This is a genomic window from Agrobacterium sp. GW821-FHT02D03 (genome assembly GCF_059421725.1).
Map to the genome: position 1 here is coordinate 1,064,352 of NZ_JBWKVN010000001.1, position 20,308 is coordinate 1,084,659.

A 20,308-nucleotide genomic window follows, 5' to 3' on the forward strand; every position below is an offset into this window, starting at 1 on the left:
CATCATCGGGTCTAAAAAACGGGAACTGCAGGTAAAATGGTTACAATCACTCAGGATGACGGTTCGGAAATTTACGAGACCAAAGGCGGCATCAAGGTGTCGCGCAAGCGTCGCGCGGCCGATTATGCCAGCGCGATCGACAGCTATGTTGATGGTCTCGACTCCCGTCGCGGCGCGGTCTTCTCGTCTAATTATGAATATCCAGGCCGCTATACGCGCTGGGACACCGCCATCATCGATCCGCCGCTTGGCATTTCCTCCTTCGGCCGCAAGATGTGGATCGAAGCCTATAATGGCCGCGGCGAAGTCCTGCTTTCCTTCATTGCAGAGAAGCTGAAAGCAACGCCGGATCTGACGCTTGGTGCATTGACCGCCCGCCGTCTCGATCTGACGGTCAACGAGCCGGACCGCGTCTTTACCGAGGAAGAGCGCTCCAAGATCCCGACCGTTTTCACGCCGCTTCGTGCCATTGTCGACCTGTTCTATTCCAGCGCGGACTCGGCCATCGGGCTTTTCGGTGCCTTCGGCTACGATCTTGCCTTCCAGTTCGATGCCATCAAGCTCTCGCTGCAACGCCCGGAAGACCAGCGCGACATGGTGCTCTTCCTGCCGGATGAAATTCTGGTGGTGGACCACTATTCCGCCAAGGCCTGGATCGACCGCTACGACTTCGAGAAGGCCGGGCTGACGACCGAAGGCAAATCAGAAGAGACCACTGCCGAGCCATTCAAGACCACCGATACGATCCCGCCGCGCGGCGATCATCATCCTGGCGAATATTCCGAACTGGTGATCAAGGCGAAAGAGAGCTTCCGTCGTGGCGACCTCTTCGAAGTGGTGCCCGGCCAGAAGTTCATGGAGCGTTGCGACAGCAATCCATCGGCGATTTCCCGTCGTTTGAAGGCGATCAACCCGTCGCCCTATTCCTTCTTCATCAATCTTGGCCATCAGGAATATCTGGTCGGCGCGTCGCCGGAAATGTTCGTGCGCGTTTCCGGTCGCCGCATCGAGACCTGCCCGATCTCGGGCACCATCAAGCGCGGTGACGATCCGATTGCCGATAGCGAGCAGATCCTCAAGCTGTTGAATTCGAAGAAGGACGAGTCCGAACTCACCATGTGCTCGGATGTCGACCGCAACGACAAGAGCCGTGTGTGCGAGCCGGGCTCCGTCAAGGTCATCGGCCGTCGCCAGATCGAGATGTATTCGCGCCTCATCCACACGGTGGACCATATCGAGGGACGCCTGCGCGATGACATGGATGCATTTGACGGCTTCCTGAGCCACGCCTGGGCCGTAACGGTGACGGGTGCGCCAAAGCTTTGGGCGATGCGCTTCATCGAAAACCATGAAAAGAGCCCGCGTGCATGGTATGGTGGCGCCATCGGCATGGTTGGCTTCAACGGCGACATGAATACGGGACTGACGCTGCGCACCATCCGCATCAAGGATGGCATTGCGGAAGTGCGGGCAGGGGCAACGCTGCTGAACGATTCCATTCCACAGGAAGAAGAAGCGGAAACCGAACTGAAGGCATCGGCCATGATTGCAGCCATTCGCGATGCAAAAGCCCAGAATTCGACCGTCGGCAAGCGCGATGCGGCCAAGGTCGGAACGGGCGTGAAGATCCTGCTGGTCGATCACGAAGACAGCTTCGTGCATACGCTGGCGAATTACTTCCGGCAAACAGGTGCGACGGTCTCGACCGTTCGCACACCGGTTCCGGCGGAAATCTTCGATCGCTTCCAGCCGGATCTCGTGGTTCTGTCTCCCGGACCGGGCAACCCCGGCGATTTCGATTGCAAGGCGACGATCAAGGCTGCCCGTGCGCGCGAGTTGCCGATCTTCGGCGTCTGCCTCGGGCTCCAGGCGCTGGCCGAAGCTTATGGCGGCGAGCTTCGCCAACTGGCGATCCCGATGCATGGCAAGCCCTCGCGCATCCGCGTTCTGGAGCCGGGTCTCGTCTTTTCCGGTCTGGGCCGCGAAGTCACCGTCGGTCGTTACCACTCGATCTTTGCCGATCCGGCCACGCTTCACCGCGATTTCATGATCACGGCGGAGAGCGAAGACGGCACGATCATGGGCATCGAGCACACGAAGGAGCCAGTGGCAGCGGTGCAGTTCCACCCGGAATCGATCATGACGCTTGGCGGCGATGCCGGTATGCGGATGATCGAGAATGTGGTGACGCATCTGGTGCGCAAGGCGAAGACCAAGGCGGCCTGACGCAAACCCCTGGCGGCGACTTTGGACGCCGCCATTTCTCCTGATCGCGTGAGCGCTGGTGAAAATCCTCAAATACATATTTATTGTTCTGGCTCTTGCCGTTACGGGCATCGCTCTTGGCGTGGCTGTGCCAAGGCAGCCAGCCGTCTCCGATGACGCGTCACCCGCTCAAGCGTCCCGTCGCATTTTGGTGCTCAGCAATCCGATCCATACCGACATTGCGGTGCCGGTGGACGCGGACTTGCTAGCGCGTTTTGCCTTCCTGCGGGATGGCCAGCTTGAGATCGATCACCCCGGCCTTCGCTATCTCGTCTTCGGCTGGGGCGGTCGGGCGTTCTACACGCAAACGCCGACATGGGCGGATCTTAAACCCATGCCTGTGTTGAAGAGCTTCACCGTCGACCAGTCGGTGATGCATGTGGCGCTTGCCGGCGATATCCCGCTGTCAGAACCGAGTGTCATGGCGGTTGATCTCTCAGCCGCGGGATATGCGAGACTGCTCGATTTTATTGTTGCGAGCTTTTCTCGACCGGAGGGGAGGGAGGTTCCGCTCATTGGCCAGTCTTATGGTGCAGACGATGCGTTTTTCGAAGCGGAAGGCGCTTTCAACGTGCTGGTCGGCTGCAACATCTGGACGGCGGCGGCCCTTCGGCAGGCGGGGATCGGCACGGGGTGGTGGACGCCGTTGCCCTGGCTTTTAACGACGTCCTTGCGTTTGCATAATGATGCGGGCGTGTTCTCAGGTGGGCCGCGGCGGGTCGGCGGGTTAGGGTGAGCGACGGTCGAGCCGGTTGGCACTGTTGCTGTACCCCTTACGTTCAACGCTTCGGCGCGCCCCGAATTGACACGACACTGCCAGTCGGATGACATGGCACCTGAAGCCTTGCCCGAAGAAAGCCAGCCATAATGCTCGACCTCCACCAACTTCTGATCGTCTACGCCGCCTATATCATTGCGACCGCAAGCCCGGGCCCGAGCAACATGACGATCATGGGCGTCGCCATGAGCCAGGGCAGGGCGCCGGCTGTGGTGCTTGCACTTGGGGTCATGACCGGGTCTCTGACCTGGGCTGCGATCGCCGCAACCGGCCTCTCCGCCGTGCTGGCTTCCTTCGCCAATGCGCTGTTCGTCATCAAGATATTGGGTGGGATCTATCTGCTCTATCTCGCCTACAAGTCTGCGCGTTCCGCTTTCATCAACGCGCCACAAGCAGGGATTGGTGCAGGGAATCGCGGCAAGGCGGATTACGGCAAGCTCTATCGCCGTGGGCTTCTGCTGCATCTGACCAACCCGAAGGCGGTTCTCGGTTGGATGGCGGTCATGTCGCTTGGCCTCAAGCCCGGTGCTGGTCCCGCCACGCTCGCCGCGATCGTCGGCGGCTGCGGGCTGCTCGGACTGGTGGTTTTCTGTGGCTATGCGTTGCTGTTCTCCACCACACCCGCCATCCGCATGTATCAAAAGGCCAAGCGCTCGATCGAGGCAACGCTTGCGCTCTTCTTCGGCTTTGCGGGTATCAAGCTGCTGCTCAGCAGGGTTTGATGGACTGCGCCAGTCAGACGGGAATTCACATGTCGAACGAAACGCATACCACCCGCTTCACCCGTGTCTGCCCCATCCTGCGTATTTTCGATGAGGCCAAGGCGCGGGAGTTCTATGTCGACTTCCTCGGCTTCTCGGTGGATTGGGAGCATCGCTTCGGGGAAAATTTTCCGCTCTATGTGCAGATTTCGCGCGCAGGATTGGTTCTTCACCTCTCCGGACATCATGGCGATGCGACGCCTGGTTCGACTGTGTTTGTCGAAACCCTTGGCGTAGAAGCCTATCAGCGCGAGCTTGCGGCGAAGGACTACACTTACATGAAGCCGGGCGTCGAGCCGCTGCCCTGGGGTATGCAGATGGAAGTGACCGATCCCTTCGGCAATCGTATCCGCTTCTGCGAGCGGCTCGAGACGGAAAGCGCTTGACCCTTCTGAAAGATTAAATCATAGAACGCGCCAACAGCGAACCGCCTGCACGAACCCTCGTGCGGGCGGTTCGTGCGTTTTAGGGTTCATTTCTGCAATTCGTTTGCATCTGCACGGGGTTTCGCCATGAATGATGAAGGTAACGCTCTCGTCCGAAAGCTGGCTTTCTGGGGCATTCCGTTTTCGTTTCTCGTCCTTGGACTGAAACTCTCGGCATGGAGGGTCACGGGCTCCGTCGCGCTGCTGTCCGACGGTCTGGAATCGACCGTCAATGTGGTTGCGGCGTTCATTGCTTACTTCGTCATTCGCTATGCGCAGAAGCCCGCCGATGACGATCACCAGTTCGGTCACCACAAGGCAGAATATATATCTGCCGTTGTAGAGGGTGTGCTGATCGTCGTGGCGGCGCTGTTGATCGTCAAGGAAGCCTGGGGCGGGTTGTTCGAGCCACGCCTGCCGGAAGCACCGGTGCTGGGTCTGGCAATCAATGCGTTTGCCGGCGGTCTCAATGCGGTCTGGGCGACCATTCTCATTCGCGTCGGTCGCAAGCATGCTTCGCCTGCGCTGACGGCCGATGGCCATCACATCATGTCGGATGTCGTGACCTCGGTTGGCGTTCTGATCGGCCTCGTGCTGGCGATCGTCACCGGCTACGCGATCCTCGATCCGCTGCTCGCCATTCTGGTTGCCATCAATATTCTCATCCAAGGCTCGAAGGTCATTCTACACTCGTTGAGCGGATTGATGGATAAGGCGGTGGAGCCGGAGGAGGACGAGGCAATCAAGAAGGCCATTGCAGAGCATTCCGCTGGCGTTCTCAATGTGCATGACTTGAAGACGCGCCGGGCAGGGTCTGCCGCTTTCATCGATTTTCACGTCGTCGTGCCCGCCAGCATGTCGGTGGGCGCGGCGCATGAGATTTGCGATCGCCTTGAAGATGCCATAAGGGGCGTGATACCCGGGGCCACACTCGCAATCCACGTCGAGCCTGAAAGCGAACAGGCGCATGGCGTCAGGGTCAATGTTTTAGAACCAGGAGTTTAAGCCATGTCAGTGACGGATGTTTCCGGCCTGTCCCAGTTGGGCGCGCAGGTCGCAGCCCCTGAAAATCCAGAAAGTGCCGTTCTGGAGCGCGTGCCGAACGGAAATGCCGGCACGGATTACGTCGTGCGCTTCACAGCGCCGGAGTTCACCTCGCTTTGCCCGATGACGGGACAGCCGGATTTCGCCCATATCGTCATCGACTACATTCCCGGTGACTTTCTGGTGGAATCGAAGTCGCTGAAACTCTTCCTGCATTCCTTCCGCAACCACGGTGCCTTCCACGAGGATTGCTCGATCTATATCGCCAAGCGGCTGGTCGATCTGCTGGCGCCCAAGTGGCTGCGTATCGGCGCTTACTGGTATCCGCGCGGCGGCATTCCCATCGATGTGTTCTGGCAGACCGGGCCAGCGCCCGAAGGCGTCTGGCTACCGGATCAGGGAGTGGCGACCTATCGTGGTCGCGGCTGACAGCCTATCCAGGAATCTCCGTTGGTCGCCTGCAAATGGCAATGTCTGCGCTTCCAGTGCTCACACCAACGGAAGTTCCTGATCAAACTGATCGAGGCTCAGACGAAGGAGCTATCGTCGCCCGAGTCGTAGTCCGTGTCATTGCTGCTGTCGTCATAACTCGGGTCATTGTCATCAGGCGTGTAGTCGGCCTGCTGCACGTCGTTGCCGTTGTTATCGGCGTTGGCCTGCTGCTGATCGTCGCCATAATAATTGTTGATGACGGTTTCCTCGACCGGCGCGTTGCCAAGTGCATTGCCGCCGGAGAAGGGCGAACCCCAACCGGATGACGCCATGTGGTTGGAGAAGATGCCGCTTAGCGAATTGGCAAGCAGCATGCCGCCTGCGACACCCGCGGCGGTTCCAAGCGCACCCTGAAGGAAACTGCCGCCACCGCCACCGGAACGTCCGAAGCCGGATGTCTGCTGACTCCACGGGCCACTTGGCTGCTGTGGCTCAGGGCTTCTGCCCCAAGGTCCAGATGTCTGGCCGGACATATCGTTGCGATAGATAGACTGCGGCTGTGGGGGCTGCGGGGTTGGGGCAGGAGCGGGCGCCTGCGGCTGATTGGTGCCGAAAATGGAGCTGAGAAAGCCGCCCTGGGTTCCGCGCTGTTGATCGCCCGCACCGGTTTCCAGCTGGTGGATGCGTTCTTCAAGCTGCTTGATGTGGGCGGCGGCGGCTTCCAATCCCTTTTCCTGCACGATGACGGCCTGTGCGAGGTAATAGGGTGCATGCGGCTGATCCCGGACCGACTGGTCGATCAGCGCTTCGGCTTCCGGGTCACGGGCGGTGGACGATGCGGTCCTGATCCTGTCGAACAGGCCCTTAAGCAGTTGGGTTTCTTCTGGTGACATCTCTTGCCTCCTTGGCATGTCGAGAAACGCATACCAAGGAAGTAGAGTTCAAATCGGATTTTTCAAAGCCCCGATTTCTTACATTTCTGTAATCCGATACCTCATCCGCCGAAGGCGAGCGAGAGACCTGCAAGCGCTGTCAGGCCACCGGCGATGCGGGCTGCGATGGGACCGAAGCGCGAGACGCCCACACCAAGGGCCACTCCGGCAAGATGCAGAAGTGCCGTGGCGATCATAAAGCCGATGCCGAACTGCAGCGCGCCAGCCGTTCCAAGTTCCCCGCCATGGGCATGACCGTGGAAGAGTGCGAAAACGCCGACAACAGCGGCTGCCGCAACGGTCGGCAGCTTGGCAGCGATGGCGACCAGAAGGCCAAGGCCGATGACGGACGCAAGGATCGCAGGTTCGACGAAGGGCAGCTCGATGCCGTAGACCGCCATGAAGAAGCCGATCGCCATGGTGCCGACAAAGGCTGCCGGGACGGCCCATAATGCGTTTTTGCGGCCCTCGGTCGTGGCGATCTGCGATGCCCAAAGGCCAACGGCCACCATGGCAAGGATATGGTCTGCGCCAAACAGCGGGTGTGAAACGCCGGCCATGAAGGAGCCGTGCTCTTCCGGATTGAGATGGGCGAAAGCGGGCAAGGTGGTGGCGCCAAGGCTGGCTGCGGCAAGGATAAGTCTTTTCAACATCGTTCCCTCTTCGAATGTCTGGTCGGGTGCCTGCCGTTCTTGGGATAACGGCCACACCTTATCGCAGCCAACGATATGTCGATTCAGAAGAGCCTGTCCATGCGGCATTTGCCGGTGGTCCATGGATTGAGCGCTTTTATTAAGCAGTTCCGCGCCTTGTCTTTTTCGCTCATTGTTTTACGACACAAATCACACTATGTCCGATAGGCACTGAATTATGTTGGAGACCGTCCGTATGAACGAAGAAGAAGACGACAAGAGCAAGGAACTGCCGATCGGTAAAGAAACGGAAGCGAATCTTTTCAAGTCGCGTTCGATCTTCATTTATGGCGGTATTACCCAGGAACTGGCGCAGAAGGTCTGCACGCAGCTTGTCGCCCTCGCTGCTGCGAGCGACGACGACATCCGCGTCTATGTCAATTCGCCAGGCGGCCACGTCGAGTCCGGCGACAGCATTCACGACATGATCAAGTTCATCAAGCCGAAGGTCTACATCATCGGCACGGGCTGGGTCGCATCTGCCGGCGCGCTGATCTACGTATCGGTGCCGAAGGAACGTCGTCTTTGCCTGCCCAACACCCGCTTCCTGCTGCACCAACCCTCGGGTGGCACGCGCGGCATGGCGTCCGACATCGAAATCCAGGCGCGTGAAATCATCAAGATGAACCAGCGCCTGATCAGGATCTTCTCCAAGGCCACCGGCCAGACGGAAGAAAAGATCGCCAAGGACATCGACCGCGATTACTGGCTCGGCGCAGACGATGCCGTGTCCTATGGTCTGGTCGGCAAGATCGTCGAGCACCAGTCGGAAGTCTGACGGTCTGTCCGATAATCGCCGTTGGTGGACTGCAAATGGCAATTTCTGCGCTTCCGGTGCTCACGTACCTTAAGTACGCTGCGCTCCAGTTCTCGAAATCACCATTTTCGTCTCACCATCGACAATTCTTGAACAGACTGTGAGACGTTTCGATCTGAATTCAAAGCCCGTGCCGGTGAAAGCCGGTGCGGGCTTTTTGCTTTGGGTCTGAACCTTGGCCATCTCCCACCGCAACCTCACGCAATGCGAGGCTTGCAAGGCAAGCGAAAGAGCGGGTCGGCACCCGGAACGGCTGTAATGGCCTTGCACGACTCTGTGTTTTTTGGTCAGCCTCTACTCGATCCATTATCAGAGTAGACCATGTTCAAAGATTTCTCCCTCCAGGCCCTGTTCATGGGCTGCCTCACGGCTTTCGTCGGTTTTGCCAGCTCCTTTGCCGTGGTGTTGCAAGGGTTGAAGGCGGTTGGCGCGACGGATTTCGAGGCAGCGTCCGGCTTGATGGCGTTGTCGGTTTCGATGGGGCTTTGCGCCATCGTGCTGTCGGTGACGACGAGGCTGCCGGTCAGCATCGCGTGGTCCACGCCCGGAGCAGCACTGTTGGCGACGACGGGCGTGATCGAGGGCGGGTTTCCTGCAGCGGTCGGCGCTTTCATCATCTGCGCGGCCTTCATTATCATCGCAGGGCTGTTCCGCCCGCTTGGGCGCGCGGTGGCCTCCATTCCGGCGCCGCTTGCCAATGCCATGCTTTCGGGCGTCATCATCGGGCTCTGCTTTGCGCCGATCAAGGCGATTGGCTTCAATCCGGCGCTCGGCCTGCCGATCATTCTGGCCTGGATCGTGGTTGGGGCCTTCAAGCGGCTGTTTGCCGTGCCTGCCGCACTCGCAGCTTTCGTGCTGGTGATGATCTTCGGTGTGGACATCCCCGCTGGTGCCTTCGATGCGCTGGCGCAATCTTTGACGCCGCCGATGGAATGGGTGACACCGAGTTTCAGCCTGCATGCGGTGATTTCCATCGCATTGCCGCTCTTCATCGTCACCATGGCCTCGCAGAATATTCCCGGCATCGCGGTGCTGAAGGTCAATCATTACGATCCGCAGCCCGGGCCACTCTTTGCCACGACCGGTTTCTTTTCGCTTCTTTCCGCACCCTTCGGCGGCCATGCGGTCAACCTCGCCGCCATTACCGCAGCCATGTGTGCCGGTGAGGATGCCCATCCCGATCCCAAGCGCCGCTATTGGGCCGCGATCATTGGCGGCGTGGGATACATCATCTTCGGCCTGCTGGCCGGTGTCGTGACCGCCTTCGTCGCATTGGCCCCGCCCATTCTCATTCAAGCGGTGGCAGGACTGGCGCTGGTCGGCGCCTTTTCAGGTTCGGCGGTTGCGGCCTTCAGGGAGCCGGAGACACGGGAAGCGGCGGCGATCACGTTTCTCGTCACGGCGTCCGGACTGTCTTTCGGTGGAATTTCCGGCGCATTCTGGGGATTGCTCGGGGGAGGGCTGATGCTGGCGCTGCAGCGGGCGGTTATGGCAGTGCGCGCACGCTCGCTAAAATGATGAGTGACGGCAGAAGATTACTTGTCAGATCAAAAACCGCTGTTTATAGAAAAACCATGACCAGTTGCACCAAGACCTTTTCCGGCATGAGCGCGCAGATTTCTGCGAAGGCTTCGCCGTGCGGTGCACTCTCGCTTCTTAGCCTCGACCTTACACGCGGTTGCCGGGTCCAGTGAGGAGCGCCCGGCGGCCGAAAGCCCGCTGGTGCCAATGCTCCTCATCTCGAAATCTCATTTCATTCTGGATTTAGGCCCGACAACGGGTGAAGCATCCGCCAGCGGCTTTTCAAGCGCCTGGATGCTCAAGGAGCAAGACGATGGACGCGAAGACAAACAGCATTTCCAAGGGCATGCCGGAAGCAGGCGTAAAATATCGCCCCTATCCCGCTATCAACATTCCCGACCGCACATGGCCCGGCAAGACCATCGACAAGGCGCCGATCTGGTGTTCGGTGGACTTGCGTGACGGCAACCAGTCGCTGGTCAATCCGATGGGTCATGATCGCAAGGCGCGCATGTTCAAGCTGCTGTTGGACATGGGTTTCAAGGAAATCGAAATCGGTTTTCCATCCGCCTCGCAGACGGATTTCGACTTTGCCCGCTGGTGCGTGGAAGAGGGGAATGTGCCGGATGACGTATCGCTGCAGGTGCTGGTGCAGTGCCGTCCTGAACTGATCACCCGCACCTTCGAGGCGCTGGAGGGTGCCAAGAACCCGATCATCCATTTCTACAACTCCACCAGCGAATTGCAGCGCCGCGTGGTCTTCGGCAAGGACGTGCACGGCATCAAGCAGATCGCCGTCGATGCGGCGAAGATGATCACCGACATGGCGGCAAAGGCTGGCGGCGGTTATCGCTTCGAATATTCGCCGGAAAGCTTTACCGGCACGGAGCTGGAAGTGGCGCTGGACATCTGCAATGCCGTCATCGATGTGGTGAAACCGACCGCCGATAACAAGCTGATCCTCAATCTGCCCTCCACCGTGGAAATGGCGACGCCGAATATCTATGCCGACCAGATCGAATGGATGTGCCGCAATATCGACAACCGCGAAAACGTCATCATCTCGCTGCATCCGCATAACGACCGCGGCACGGGCATTGCCGCCAGCGAACTCGGCCTGATGGCCGGTGCCGACCGCGTCGAAGGCACGCTGTTTGGCAATGGCGAACGCACCGGAAATGTGGACGTGGTGACGCTGGCGCTGAACATGTATACTCAGGGCGTGGACCCGGAACTGGATTGCACCGATATCGAGCGCATCAAGGCCGTCTACGAATACTCCAACGAAATGACGATCCCCGAGCGTCACCCTTACGTCGGCGAACTGGTCTACACCGCCTTCTCCGGCTCGCATCAGGATGCGATCAACAAGGGCATGAAGGCGATCAAGGTTGCCAATCACCCGGTCTGGGAAGTGCCCTATCTGCCGATCGATCCTAAGGATGTCGGCCGCTCCTACGAGGCGATCATCCGCATCAACTCGCAGTCCGGCAAGGGTGGCATCGCCTATATCCTGCAAGAAGATTACGGCCTGAACCTGCCGCGTAATCTGCAGGTGGAGTTTCGCGAGGACATTCAGCGCATCACCGACGAGGAAGGCGTGGAACTGCCCGCCAAACGCATCTATGAGCGCTTCATGGAACGCTACGTGACGCAGTCCAATGCGCGTCTGAAATTCGTCGATCACCACACCTATCCGGCTGGCGATTTCAAGGGCGTGCGCGTCGTTGCTGCCGAGATCATGGACAAGGGCGAAGTGAAGCGGATCGAGGGCAAGGGTACCGGTCCGATCGACGGCTTCATCAATGCGCTGTCGACCTATCTCGGCATCGATCTGTCGGTGAATGACTATTCCGAACACTCGCTACAGCACGGCTCCAACGCATCGGCCATCGCCTATGTCGAGATGGAGCATCCGGGCGGCAAGCTCTTCGGTGCCGGCATCAACACCAACATCGTTGCGGCTTCGCTGGAAGCGATCGTTTCTGCGGCCAACCGCGTGCTGGAAGAGCGGGCGAAGTAAGTGGAGCGTATCTGGTCAGCCCGAGTTTCGGGCTGACATCCTCTTCGTTGCGCAGACGCGCAACGGCTGGATCCCTGTGACAGGCACAGGGATGAGGGGAGAGTGAGGAGCCTTCGAGAGATCATAAACCGTGCAGGTAATGGGAGAGGTCCTGCCAATCAGGATTCTCCGCCTCTATGAGGTTCAGTTTCCATTGACGCGGCCATTTCTTGATCGTCTTTTCACGCGTAATCGCGGTCGTCAGCAGATCGTACTCTTCAAACCAGACCAGGGTTTTGACGTTGTACCTGGATGTGAAACCCGGCGTTAGCTCGTTTTGATGTTCAAAAAGCCTGTTGGGCAAGTCCTTCGTGACACCGGTGTAAAGTGTACCGTTCCGCTTAGAGGCAAGGATGTAGACATAACCCTTCATAGTCTGACTGTCCCTAGAGAAACATGACGATGCAAGATGCTTGCGTCCGGAGGCAGTTTGACTGAGACCACGAGGGTATTTGAGTGGCAGGACGGTTTACATACCCTTCCTCATCCCTGTGCTCGTCACAGGGATCCAGCGTGATCAAGTCTTTGATCACGATAGACTCTTCTCTAAAACAGCGGTTAATCCTCCGGTGCCTGTTCCACCGGGTTGCTGAAGCCGAGGGGGCGGCCGTTGTGGTAGAAAACGCGGATGTCTTCGAGTTCTATGCCGGTTGCCTTCTCGTTGAGGCTGAAGCGTTCGCAGGTCACCTCCCATGTGCCGGGGCCGCCGGAGATGTTGAAGAGATTGTAGCCGGCGCGGGGTTTTTCACCGCCCGGTCCCTGGCTTGCGGAAGCAATGCCGACGACAGGGATGTGGTCCTGGCCGCGATGGGTGCTCAGCCAGTAGACGGTGTTGAGGTGGGTGTGGCCGTGGAGCACGAGTTCCGCGCCACCGGTGCCGAGTGCTGCAGCGAAGCGGCGGATGCCGATCATGCGCTTGTGGGTGGCGGCAGCGCCGCGCACAGGTGGGTGGTGGATCATCACAACGCGGAACAGACCTTGTTCACCGGCCTTTTTCAGCAGATCCGCGGTTGCACGCGCCTGGCGGCGGCCGAAATATCCTGTGGCTGAGAAGGGCGGGGTGGCGATCGAGGTGGAGCAGCCGATCAGTGCGACTGGGCCGCGCACGCGCATATAGGGAAAGATCTTGCGGTCTTCATTCCAGTCTTGCGCATCGCCATCGCCTCGAACGTAAGGATACCAGGCCGCCATCGCCTTGTCGTGTGCGCCAGGCACATAGGCGTCGTGGTTGCCGGGCACGACGGACACCTTCAGCGGGTCGCCCACCTCCTCCAGCCAGTCGGCGGCAGCGCGGATTTCGATGCCGGTCGCCAGATTGACGAGGTCTCCGGTGATCGCGATGTGATCCGGCGCCTTGGTTTCCATATCGTCCACCAACCGCTCCAGCGTGTCGGTGAAAAGATGCTTGCGGCGGTTGAGCCGCCAGTTCACAAAGCCGGTGATGCGCTTGGACGCCAATTCGCGAAAGGTGAGCTTGGGCAATGGGCCGAGGTGAACGTCGGAAATATGGGCGAGCTTGAACATGGGGTCAGACATATCGTATCCGTGTTGAGGCGTCCAATGCGAAGCCTCGGCATTTCAAGGGGATAAGTGCTTCAATCGGGCGGAAACCCATCAGGTGACGGAGAGTTGAACGTTGGTTGAGAACCGCAAGCTCGATGAAGGGTTCCGGCAACTCTTTCGGAATATTGCCAAAAGGATTGTACACCGGTTCTTTTTTCTGCGGCGCGGCATGACGCTTGGGGTGCGGGCGGCGTGTTTCGATGATGAGGGACGCATCTTTCTCGTGCGCCACACCTATGTCTCCGGCTGGCATATGCCTGGTGGCGGCGTGGAGCGACAGGAAACGGGATTGCAGGCGCTGCACAAGGAAATCCGCGAAGAGGGCAATCTGGTTGCGACGTCTGTGCCCAAACTCGTCCACGTCTATTTCAACAACCGCACGAGCGATCGCGACCATGTCCTGTTCTATCGCCTCAGCGTTAGACAGACCGCGGTGAAGGTACCGGATCGCGAGATTGCCGAGAGCGGATTTTTCCCGCTCGATGCTCTGCCCGATGGGACGACACCAGCGACGCGGCGTCGTCTCGCGGACCTCACGGGTGACGCTTTGCCGGACGATTACTGGTAGCCTCCCGCCAACCTTGCGCGATCATGGGCCTTTTCGAGCTCCAATTCCGGTCCAACCGGAACGATGCCCGTCGGGTTGATCGTCTTGTGGCTGCGGTAATAATGCTCCTTGATATGGCGCATATCGACCGTCTCCGGCACGCCGGGCGTCTGGAAGAGATCGCGCAGATAGCCGGTGAGATTCGGGTAGTCGTGAATGCGGCGGATGTTGCATTTGAAGTGGCCGACATAGACTGGATCGAAACGCACCAGCGTGGTGAACAGCCGCCAATCGGCCTCCGTCTGCTCAGCCCCTAGAAGAAAGCGCTGGTTTGAGAGGCGTTCCTCAAGGATGTTGAGGGTCTTAAATACCTTGATAGCACTTTCCTGATAGGCGTCCTGCGTGGTGGCAAAGCCCGCCTTGTAGACGCCGTTGTTGACGGTGTCGTAAATCAGGTCGTTGAGCTGGTCGATTTCACTGCGCCTTTGTTCCGGATAGAAATCGAGTTCAGATCCGGTCAACGCATCGAAGGCGCTGTTGAACATGCGGATGATCTCCGCCGACTCATTAGAGACGATGGTGTTCTGCTGCTTGTCCCAAAGAACGGGCACGGTGACGCGGCCGGAATAGTGCGGATCGGCCTTGGTGTAGACCTGCCAGAGAAACGACGAACCGAAGAGATGATCCTCCGTCGCGCCCGGCGTGCGCTCCTCCTGAGGCTTGAACTCCCAGCCGTTTTCCAGCATCAGCGGATCGACGACGGAAACCGAAATATAGTCGTCGAGCTTCTTCAGCTTGCGGAAGATGAGGGTGCGATGCGCCCAGGGACAAGCGAGCGAGACGTAGAGGTGATAGCGATCCTTCTCCGCCTTGAAGCCGCCCTTGCCGGAGGGGCCGGGCTCGCCATCGGCGGTGATCCAGTTGCGGAACTGCGAAGCGCTGCGCTTAAAATGGCCCTTGGTTTCCTTGGTGTCGTACCACACATCCTGCCAAACGCCCTCGACCAGCCTGCCCATCTGCATTCTCCCTTTGTTTCTTCTCTCACCCTAAGGCGCTCAGCGGTTAAAGCGAACCCTCGCATCAATGAACAATGCGTTCTCCCTTCGTGAATGCAACCGCAGGGCCATTTGTTCTGGACCGTCTCATAATTTCCTGATATCTGCGATTTTCATAATCTTGAGGAAATTCTCCCCTATGACCGAACCACGGACGCTCCGACGACGCTGACGCTCTTCTTGCCCTGTCAGGCAATGTCAGGTGCACCGTCACATATCGTCATGTCCGTATTCAACGTTCCGGTCTCTTCATGTCCAAGCACGAACTGGTCTACCTCACCGAGAACGCGTCTCACGACGCCGTTATCGAACTTATCAATGCAGAAGCTTTCGGCCCAGGCCGGCACACACGCGCTGCCGCGCGTATCCGCGAGCAGGGGCCTCATGACCGCTCGCTCTCCTTTATCTGCGCCGATGATGGCGAGACCATCGCTTCGGTGCGGATGACGCCGGTTCGCGCAGGTCAGGTGAACGGCCATATGCTGGGTCCGCTGGCGGTTCGGCCCTCGCACAAGAACAGGGGCATCGGGCGTGAACTGGTGCGCATTGCGATTGCAGCTGCCAAGCGCAAGGGCTCCGAGGCGGTAATCCTGATCGGCGATCCACCCTATTACATGCCGCTCGGCTTCGAGAAGGTCGCCTATGGTGCGCTCGATTTTCCAGGACCTGTCGACATGAACCGGGTGCTCGTCGTGCCCTTGGCGGATGATGTTCATGCTCGACTGAAAGGCACGATTGGCTGGCGGAATGACGAAGCCAAAGCGGTGGATGCGCAGGACGAGGTTGTGTTTAATCCGCCTCTTCGTGCCATGGGGTGACGCAACCGCAGCTGTAACGCCTTGACAGTCTCTACCAGCGGACCGTAGCACTTTGCTCCAGGGTTACGACTTTGGTCGCAAGGGGGCGATGATGACGTCAATTACGATGAACGATGCGCTGGATCGTGCAGGAGCCGGTGCCTATCAGCGCCGGTTAATGGGTATCTTCGGGCTGGTCTGGGCGGCGGATGCCATGCAGGTGCTGGCGGTGGGCTTCACCGCCGCCTCGATTGCTGCGACATTCGGGCTTACCATCCCGCAGGCACTGCAGACGGGGACCGCCTTCTTCCTCGGCATGCTGCTTGGCGCCATCGGCTTTGGTCGGATGGCGGATCGTTACGGTCGCCGTCGGGTTTTGATCGTCACCGTGGCCTGTGATGCCGTCTTCGGCATTCTCTCGATCTTTGCGCCGGATTTCACCATTCTTCTGGTTCTGCGCTTCCTCACGGGTGCAGCTGTCGGCGGTACGCTGCCGGTGGATTATGCGATGATGGCGGAATTTCTGCCGGCAAAAAACCGCGGCCGCTGGCTCGTTCTGCTGGAAGGCTTCTGGGCCGTCGGGACGCTCGTGGTGGCAATTGCCGCATGGATTGCGAGCCTTTACCAACTCCAGGATGCGTGGCGCTACATCTTTGCCGTCACCGCGTTCCCTGCGCTGATCGGCATCGGCCTGCGTTTCCTCGTGCCGGAATCGCCGCTCTATCTGTTGAAGAGCGGTCGTTCTGAAGAAGCGAAAGTCGTGGTCAATGCCATGCTGAAGACCAATGGTCGCGCGCAACTGGATGCAGGCACCGGCATCGCCCAGTCCAAGGCTGTGAAGGGGCAGGGCCTGTTTTCGCCGGCTCTTCGTCAGCGCAGCATCATGATCCTTGCCATCTGGTTTCTGGTCTCGGTCTCCTATTATGGCGTCTTCACCTGGATGCCCGCCCGACTTGCGGGTGAAGGCTTCGGCTTTGTCCGCGGCTATGGCTTCCTGGTCCTCGTCGCACTCGCCCAGATCCCCGGCTATGCGCTTGCTGCCTACGGTGTGGAGAAATGGGGCCGCAAGCCAACGCTGATCGGCTTCTGCCTGCTGTCAGCCCTCGGCTGCCTGCTCTTCACACTCGCGACGACCGGTACGATCATCGCCGCATCTCTGCTTTTGATGAGCTTTGCGCTGCTCGGCACCTGGGGCGCGCTCTATGCCTATACGCCAGAGCTCTACCCGACCGAATCTCGCGCCACCGGTATGGGGGCAGCCGGTGCCATGGCCCGCCTCGGCGGGTTGCTGGCACCCTCCGTGCTTGGCTATGCCGTTGCTCAGGGGTTTGGGTTTGCGGTTGGCATATTCGCAGGTCTCCTGGTCCTGGCGGCAATCGCAGCAACCATGATCAATGCCGAGACGCGGCAGGTTAGCCTGTCTTGAACGGACCTCAAGTTAGATCGTCGAGGTCCACCTTGAGGACTTCGGCGATCTTCTTCATGACAGAGAGGCTTCCTTCCTTCTTGCCGCCTTCAATCTCTGAAAGATAAGGCGCGCTGATGCCCGCCTCGGCCGCAAGGTCTTTCGCCGATAGTCCTCGGTGAGAACGCCACACCTTCACGGCACTCTCCCCAGAAAGAAGGCGGGTTACGATTTCCGCTGGCACAAGTTCGTCACGTTTGGCCGAGATGTCTGCCTTGATCCTGTTTGCCGCGGCAATGTCTGCCTGGTCGATCAAGCTCTCATACTCCGCTAGAGGTAGGATGACGAGTGTTTCGCCGTTGGGTGTCTTTATCGTTTGCATATGCAACTCCTACTGATAGACGCTGCCACGCGGGCCGATTTGAATGATCTCCAAGATATGCCCGTCGTCGTCCATTATGACGCGCCAATCGCCCACTCGAAGCCTGATGTATGGTGATCCCACAAGCGCCTTGACATTATTGGTCAGAGAGGTCGGATCATCCGCATATTGTTCGATCTTAGCGACAATCCGCTTTGCTTCGGTTGCCGACAGGCGACGAAGAGTTCTGATCGACGCTTTGCTGTAGGCAATTTTCTTCATGACTTAAAATAGCTAAATGCGAAAATTTTTCAAGAAAATTCGCTTTCAGCTAACTTTCGCGTCTTGAAGCAATTTCTTCAAGTACGTCATGGCGTAATTCGGGCCGAACTCTGCGATCTGGCCGAAGATCTCGTAGCCGCATTTTTGGTAGAGCGTCAGCGCGTCAGCACTCATCGTGTCGATATAGGCGCCGGTGCAGCCGCGTTTGCGGGCTTCGTCTTCTGCCATTTGAAGAAGCTTTGGCCCAAGACCTTGTCCGCGCAGGTCTTCGGGAATGAAGAGAAGGGCGGTGTAAAGCCAGCCGCGGGCGGTGTGGCCGGAGAGACCGCCGATCACTTTGCCGTCGTCGTTTTTCAGCGCGATGACCAACTCTTTCCAATCGGCAGGGCCGAAGCGATGGAGATTGTAGTCTTTCAGGCCGGCGAGAATGGCGGCCGTGGCGCTCTCATCCGCGCCATCGCTGAGTTCGATCTCGTAGTGCATCTTATCTGCCTTCGCGCCACCACAGAGCAGAGAAGGCCAGCAGCAGGGCGGCGAGGCCGGCGAAGCCTGCAAAGAGCGGCAGGGTGTTGACGCCCTTCAGCACGGTTTCATCCGTCATGCGGATCAGCATGCGGTCATTGTCTGCAACGCGGACTTCGCCGCGAACCGGAAGAATGTCCGGCAGGACCACACGATTGGCATCGTCCACCACGCGATGGACGCTGCCTCTTGTCGCATCGGCCAGAGGCTTCAGCGTATCCGTGGTGGAGATCATCGCCTTGAATTCCGGCGCATCGACCGCGCCGACGTGGACCAGCGTTGTGAAGTCACCATTGGAGACTTCGTAGAGACCCGTCTCGTTCATGCGGCGCTCGATCTTGTAGAGACCGGGGTCCGTTTGGGTGAAGTTCATGGTTTCGGTCTTGCCGGATGGGAATTTGACCGTGGCGTCGCCCGGATTGTCGCCGATGGTCTGGCGGGTGATCTCGAGCATGCGGCCATTGGCGCGCGCTGTCAGTGCCTCTTCCTCAAGCTCCGGCTCCTTCATCAGCCAGTGGGCGATGCGGCGATAGAGCGCCACATGCGGACCACCGCCTTCAAAGCCGCGCGCCCAGAGCCAGCCCTGGTCGGATAGCAGCATGGCGACGCGGCCTTCGCCCTGGCGGTTCAGCACCAGCAATGGGTCCTGGCCGGCGCCGAGCATGACTGTCTGGCCCTGGGGTTGTTCCACGCCGACCGTGCGGAACCAGCGACCCCAATGGGGTGGCTCGTCGCCAGAGCCTTCCAAGCCGCGTGTGACCGGGTGCTTCTTTCCGGCTTCGGAAAGTCGGGGGAAGAAGGCGCCCTGATTGACCTGGCCGGTCGGCTGGGCAGGCAGTACCGATTCCAGCGGCGTCATCGCAATCGAATCCTGGCCCGCATGTTCGGGGCCTGCGGCAATCAGGAGCGCGCCGCCCTTTTCCACATATTGAGCGATGTAATCATAATAGAGGATCGGCAGCACGCCGCGATGCTGGTAGCGGTCGAAAATGATCAGATCGAAATCGTTGATCTTTTCGACGAAGAGTTCACGCGTCGGGAAAGCGATCAGCGACAATTCGTTGATCGGCGTCCCATCCTGCTTTTCCGGCGGACGCAGAATGGTGAAGTGAACGAGGTCTACGGAGGTGTCGGACTTCAACAGGTTGCGCCAGGCGCGCTCGCCGGCATGGGGCTCACCGGAGACGAGCAGCACACGCAGATTCTGGCGAATGCCCTCGATGACATGGACGGCGCGGTTGTTGGCGGTGGTGACTTCCCCCGGCAGCTCAGCGACGGAGAACTCCATCACGTTGTTGCCGCCGCGCGGAACCTTGAAGGTGAAGGGAATGGGGCGTCCCGGCACGGCTTGCAGATTGCCGATTTCCTGACCGTTCATCTTGATGGTGACATTCGCCGTGCCGCTCTGGGTGCGACCCTCGTCGAAGACGCGCAATGTGAGCTGCTGCTCTTCATTGACGATGCCGAAACGCGGAGCGCGGACGACCTCGATGCGACGATCGAATTCGTCAGCGCGGCCGGTGATCAGGCCATGAATCGGCGCCTTGAAGCCAAGCGTCTGTTCGACATCCGGCGTAGCGTTGGGGATGTCGTGGATTTGACCGTCGCTGAGGAAGATCGCGCCACCGACGCGGGAGGGCGAGACATCCGAGACAGAGGCCGAGAGCGCCGAGAAGAGGTTCGTCGCGGGCGAATCGCTGTTCTCGTCGTTGCGAACTTCGACGATGCGCGGCTCGATGCGGGGAAAGCGGGCAAGACGCTCACGAAGGTTTGCCAGCGCCTGATCGGTCTGCGCGGTGCGCTGCTGCACGTCCTGGCTCTGCGACCGGTCGACGATCACGGGCACGATGGTGGAGAGCGGCTCACGCTCCTCATTGGTCAGCAGCGGATTGGCGATGGCAAGCAGAAGGGCTGCAAGCGCAAGTCCGCGCAGCCATGCGCCGCGCACGCCGCGCAGCAGACCGGCGACAGCCAGAACGAGAGCGGCTGCGGCCAGAATGGCGATGACGGTCCAGGGAAGGAAGGGGGCGAATGATAGCGTCATGCG

At 59.3% G+C, this 20,308-nt stretch carries 22 protein-coding genes; 12 read left to right on the plus strand and 10 right to left on the minus strand.

Annotated features, from left to right (window positions below):
* The first annotated feature begins 36 nt into the window (after window positions 1-36).
* The 6 genes from AC07U5_RS04955 to queF all read left to right on the plus strand — a co-directional run bounded on the left by AC07U5_RS04955 (window position 37) and on the right by queF (window position 5,702).
* Window positions 37-2,226, plus strand: coding sequence for an anthranilate synthase (locus AC07U5_RS04955; RefSeq protein WP_438370320.1), 2,190 nt, complete (start codon window positions 37-39; stop codon window positions 2,224-2,226).
* Between the two features lie 58 nt (window positions 2,227-2,284).
* Window positions 2,285-3,001 (plus strand): TIGR02117 family protein, encoded by a 717-nt coding sequence (locus AC07U5_RS04960; RefSeq protein ID WP_494722445.1) that lies wholly within the window; start codon window positions 2,285-2,287, stop codon window positions 2,999-3,001.
* 128 nt (window positions 3,002-3,129) lie between these two features.
* Entirely contained in the window at window positions 3,130-3,765 is a 636-nt protein-coding gene (locus tag AC07U5_RS04965; protein ID WP_494723256.1) for a LysE family translocator, read from the plus strand.
* Window positions 3,766-3,794: 29 nt separating this feature from the next.
* Window positions 3,795-4,190, plus strand: a complete 396-nt coding sequence (locus AC07U5_RS04970) for a glyoxalase superfamily protein (RefSeq protein WP_494722446.1) — start codon at window positions 3,795-3,797, stop codon at window positions 4,188-4,190.
* Window positions 4,191-4,316: 126 nt separating this feature from the next.
* On the plus strand, window positions 4,317-5,234 hold the full coding sequence (locus tag AC07U5_RS04975; RefSeq protein ID WP_494722447.1) for a cation diffusion facilitator family transporter: 918 nt from the start codon (window positions 4,317-4,319) through the stop codon (window positions 5,232-5,234).
* Between the two features lie 3 nt (window positions 5,235-5,237).
* Window positions 5,238-5,702: a preQ(1) synthase gene (queF, locus tag AC07U5_RS04980; protein ID WP_062426350.1), complete on the plus strand. Its 465-nt coding sequence runs from the start codon at window positions 5,238-5,240 to the stop codon at window positions 5,700-5,702.
* A gap of 98 nt (window positions 5,703-5,800) precedes the next feature.
* On the opposite strand, the gene AC07U5_RS04985 is transcribed toward queF, so the two are convergent.
* A complete protein-coding gene (locus AC07U5_RS04985) occupies window positions 5,801-6,598 on the minus strand; it encodes a DUF2076 domain-containing protein (RefSeq protein ID WP_494722448.1) in 798 nt (265 codons plus the stop codon).
* A gap of 101 nt (window positions 6,599-6,699) precedes the next feature.
* Window positions 6,700-7,290 (minus strand): HupE/UreJ family protein, encoded by a 591-nt coding sequence (locus AC07U5_RS04990; protein ID WP_494722449.1) that lies wholly within the window; start codon window positions 7,288-7,290, stop codon window positions 6,700-6,702.
* A 235-nt stretch (window positions 7,291-7,525) separates the two neighbouring features.
* On the opposite strand from AC07U5_RS04990, the gene AC07U5_RS04995 reads away from it, so the two are divergent.
* The 3 genes from AC07U5_RS04995 (at window position 7,526) to leuA (ending at window position 11,690) form a co-directional block, all read left to right on the plus strand.
* Window positions 7,526-8,107, plus strand: coding sequence for an ATP-dependent Clp protease proteolytic subunit (locus AC07U5_RS04995; RefSeq protein WP_062426353.1), 582 nt, complete (start codon window positions 7,526-7,528; stop codon window positions 8,105-8,107).
* A gap of 360 nt (window positions 8,108-8,467) precedes the next feature.
* Complete coding sequence (locus AC07U5_RS05000; RefSeq protein WP_494722450.1) at window positions 8,468-9,664, plus strand: benzoate/H(+) symporter BenE family transporter; 1,197 nt, start codon at window positions 8,468-8,470, stop codon at window positions 9,662-9,664.
* A 316-nt stretch (window positions 9,665-9,980) separates the two neighbouring features.
* Window positions 9,981-11,690, plus strand: a complete 1,710-nt coding sequence (leuA, locus tag AC07U5_RS05005) for a 2-isopropylmalate synthase (RefSeq protein ID WP_494722451.1) — start codon at window positions 9,981-9,983, stop codon at window positions 11,688-11,690.
* A 121-nt stretch (window positions 11,691-11,811) separates the two neighbouring features.
* On the opposite strand, the gene AC07U5_RS05010 is transcribed toward leuA, so the two are convergent.
* The 3 genes from AC07U5_RS05010 to AC07U5_RS05020 form a co-directional block, all read right to left on the minus strand.
* Window positions 11,812-12,102, minus strand: coding sequence for a GIY-YIG nuclease family protein (locus AC07U5_RS05010; RefSeq protein WP_494722452.1), 291 nt, complete (start codon window positions 12,100-12,102; stop codon window positions 11,812-11,814).
* 185 nt (window positions 12,103-12,287) lie between these two features.
* Window positions 12,288-13,253 carry a metallophosphoesterase family protein gene (locus AC07U5_RS05015; RefSeq protein ID WP_494723257.1) on the minus strand — a complete coding sequence of 322 codons (966 nt, stop codon included), beginning with the start codon at window positions 13,251-13,253 and terminating at the stop codon, window positions 12,288-12,290.
* 4 nt (window positions 13,254-13,257) lie between these two features.
* On the minus strand, window positions 13,258-13,524 hold the full coding sequence (locus tag AC07U5_RS05020; RefSeq protein ID WP_162746238.1) for a hypothetical protein: 267 nt from the start codon (window positions 13,522-13,524) through the stop codon (window positions 13,258-13,260).
* Between AC07U5_RS05020 and AC07U5_RS05025 the strand changes: the two genes are divergently transcribed.
* Window positions 13,462-13,860 (plus strand): NUDIX domain-containing protein, encoded by a 399-nt coding sequence (locus tag AC07U5_RS05025; protein ID WP_113327961.1) that lies wholly within the window; start codon window positions 13,462-13,464, stop codon window positions 13,858-13,860. The genes AC07U5_RS05020 and AC07U5_RS05025 overlap by 63 nt on opposite strands.
* Here the strand turns inward: AC07U5_RS05025 and AC07U5_RS05030 are convergent.
* Window positions 13,851-14,855: a glutathione S-transferase family protein gene (locus tag AC07U5_RS05030; protein WP_494722453.1), complete on the minus strand. Its 1,005-nt coding sequence runs from the start codon at window positions 14,853-14,855 to the stop codon at window positions 13,851-13,853. The genes AC07U5_RS05025 and AC07U5_RS05030 overlap by 10 nt on opposite strands.
* 290 nt (window positions 14,856-15,145) lie before the next feature.
* On the opposite strand from AC07U5_RS05030, the gene AC07U5_RS05035 reads away from it, so the two are divergent.
* Both AC07U5_RS05035 and AC07U5_RS05040 read left to right on the plus strand, forming a co-directional pair.
* The gene (locus AC07U5_RS05035) at window positions 15,146-15,712 is read left to right on the plus strand and encodes a GNAT family N-acetyltransferase (RefSeq protein WP_494722454.1); all 567 of its coding nucleotides are present in this window, start codon (window positions 15,146-15,148) and stop codon (window positions 15,710-15,712) included.
* A 91-nt stretch (window positions 15,713-15,803) separates the two neighbouring features.
* Window positions 15,804-17,117: an MFS transporter gene (locus AC07U5_RS05040; RefSeq protein WP_494722455.1), complete on the plus strand. Its 1,314-nt coding sequence runs from the start codon at window positions 15,804-15,806 to the stop codon at window positions 17,115-17,117.
* A gap of 7 nt (window positions 17,118-17,124) precedes the next feature.
* On the opposite strand, the gene AC07U5_RS05045 is transcribed toward AC07U5_RS05040, so the two are convergent.
* The 4 genes from AC07U5_RS05045 to AC07U5_RS05060 are packed head-to-tail and all read right to left on the minus strand — an operon-like array spanning window position 17,125 to window position 20,305.
* Window positions 17,125-17,478, minus strand: coding sequence for a helix-turn-helix domain-containing protein (locus tag AC07U5_RS05045; RefSeq protein WP_062426360.1), 354 nt, complete (start codon window positions 17,476-17,478; stop codon window positions 17,125-17,127).
* Window positions 17,479-17,487: 9 nt separating this feature from the next.
* The gene (locus AC07U5_RS05050; protein ID WP_062426361.1) at window positions 17,488-17,739 is read right to left on the minus strand and encodes a type II toxin-antitoxin system RelE family toxin; all 252 of its coding nucleotides are present in this window, start codon (window positions 17,737-17,739) and stop codon (window positions 17,488-17,490) included.
* Between the two features lie 45 nt (window positions 17,740-17,784).
* Window positions 17,785-18,222 (minus strand): GNAT family N-acetyltransferase, encoded by a 438-nt coding sequence (locus AC07U5_RS05055; RefSeq protein WP_494722456.1) that lies wholly within the window; start codon window positions 18,220-18,222, stop codon window positions 17,785-17,787.
* Between the two features lies 1 nt (window position 18,223).
* Complete coding sequence (locus AC07U5_RS05060) at window positions 18,224-20,305, minus strand: hypothetical protein (RefSeq protein ID WP_062426363.1); 2,082 nt, start codon at window positions 20,303-20,305, stop codon at window positions 18,224-18,226.
* Window positions 20,306-20,308: the final 3 nt, after the last annotated feature.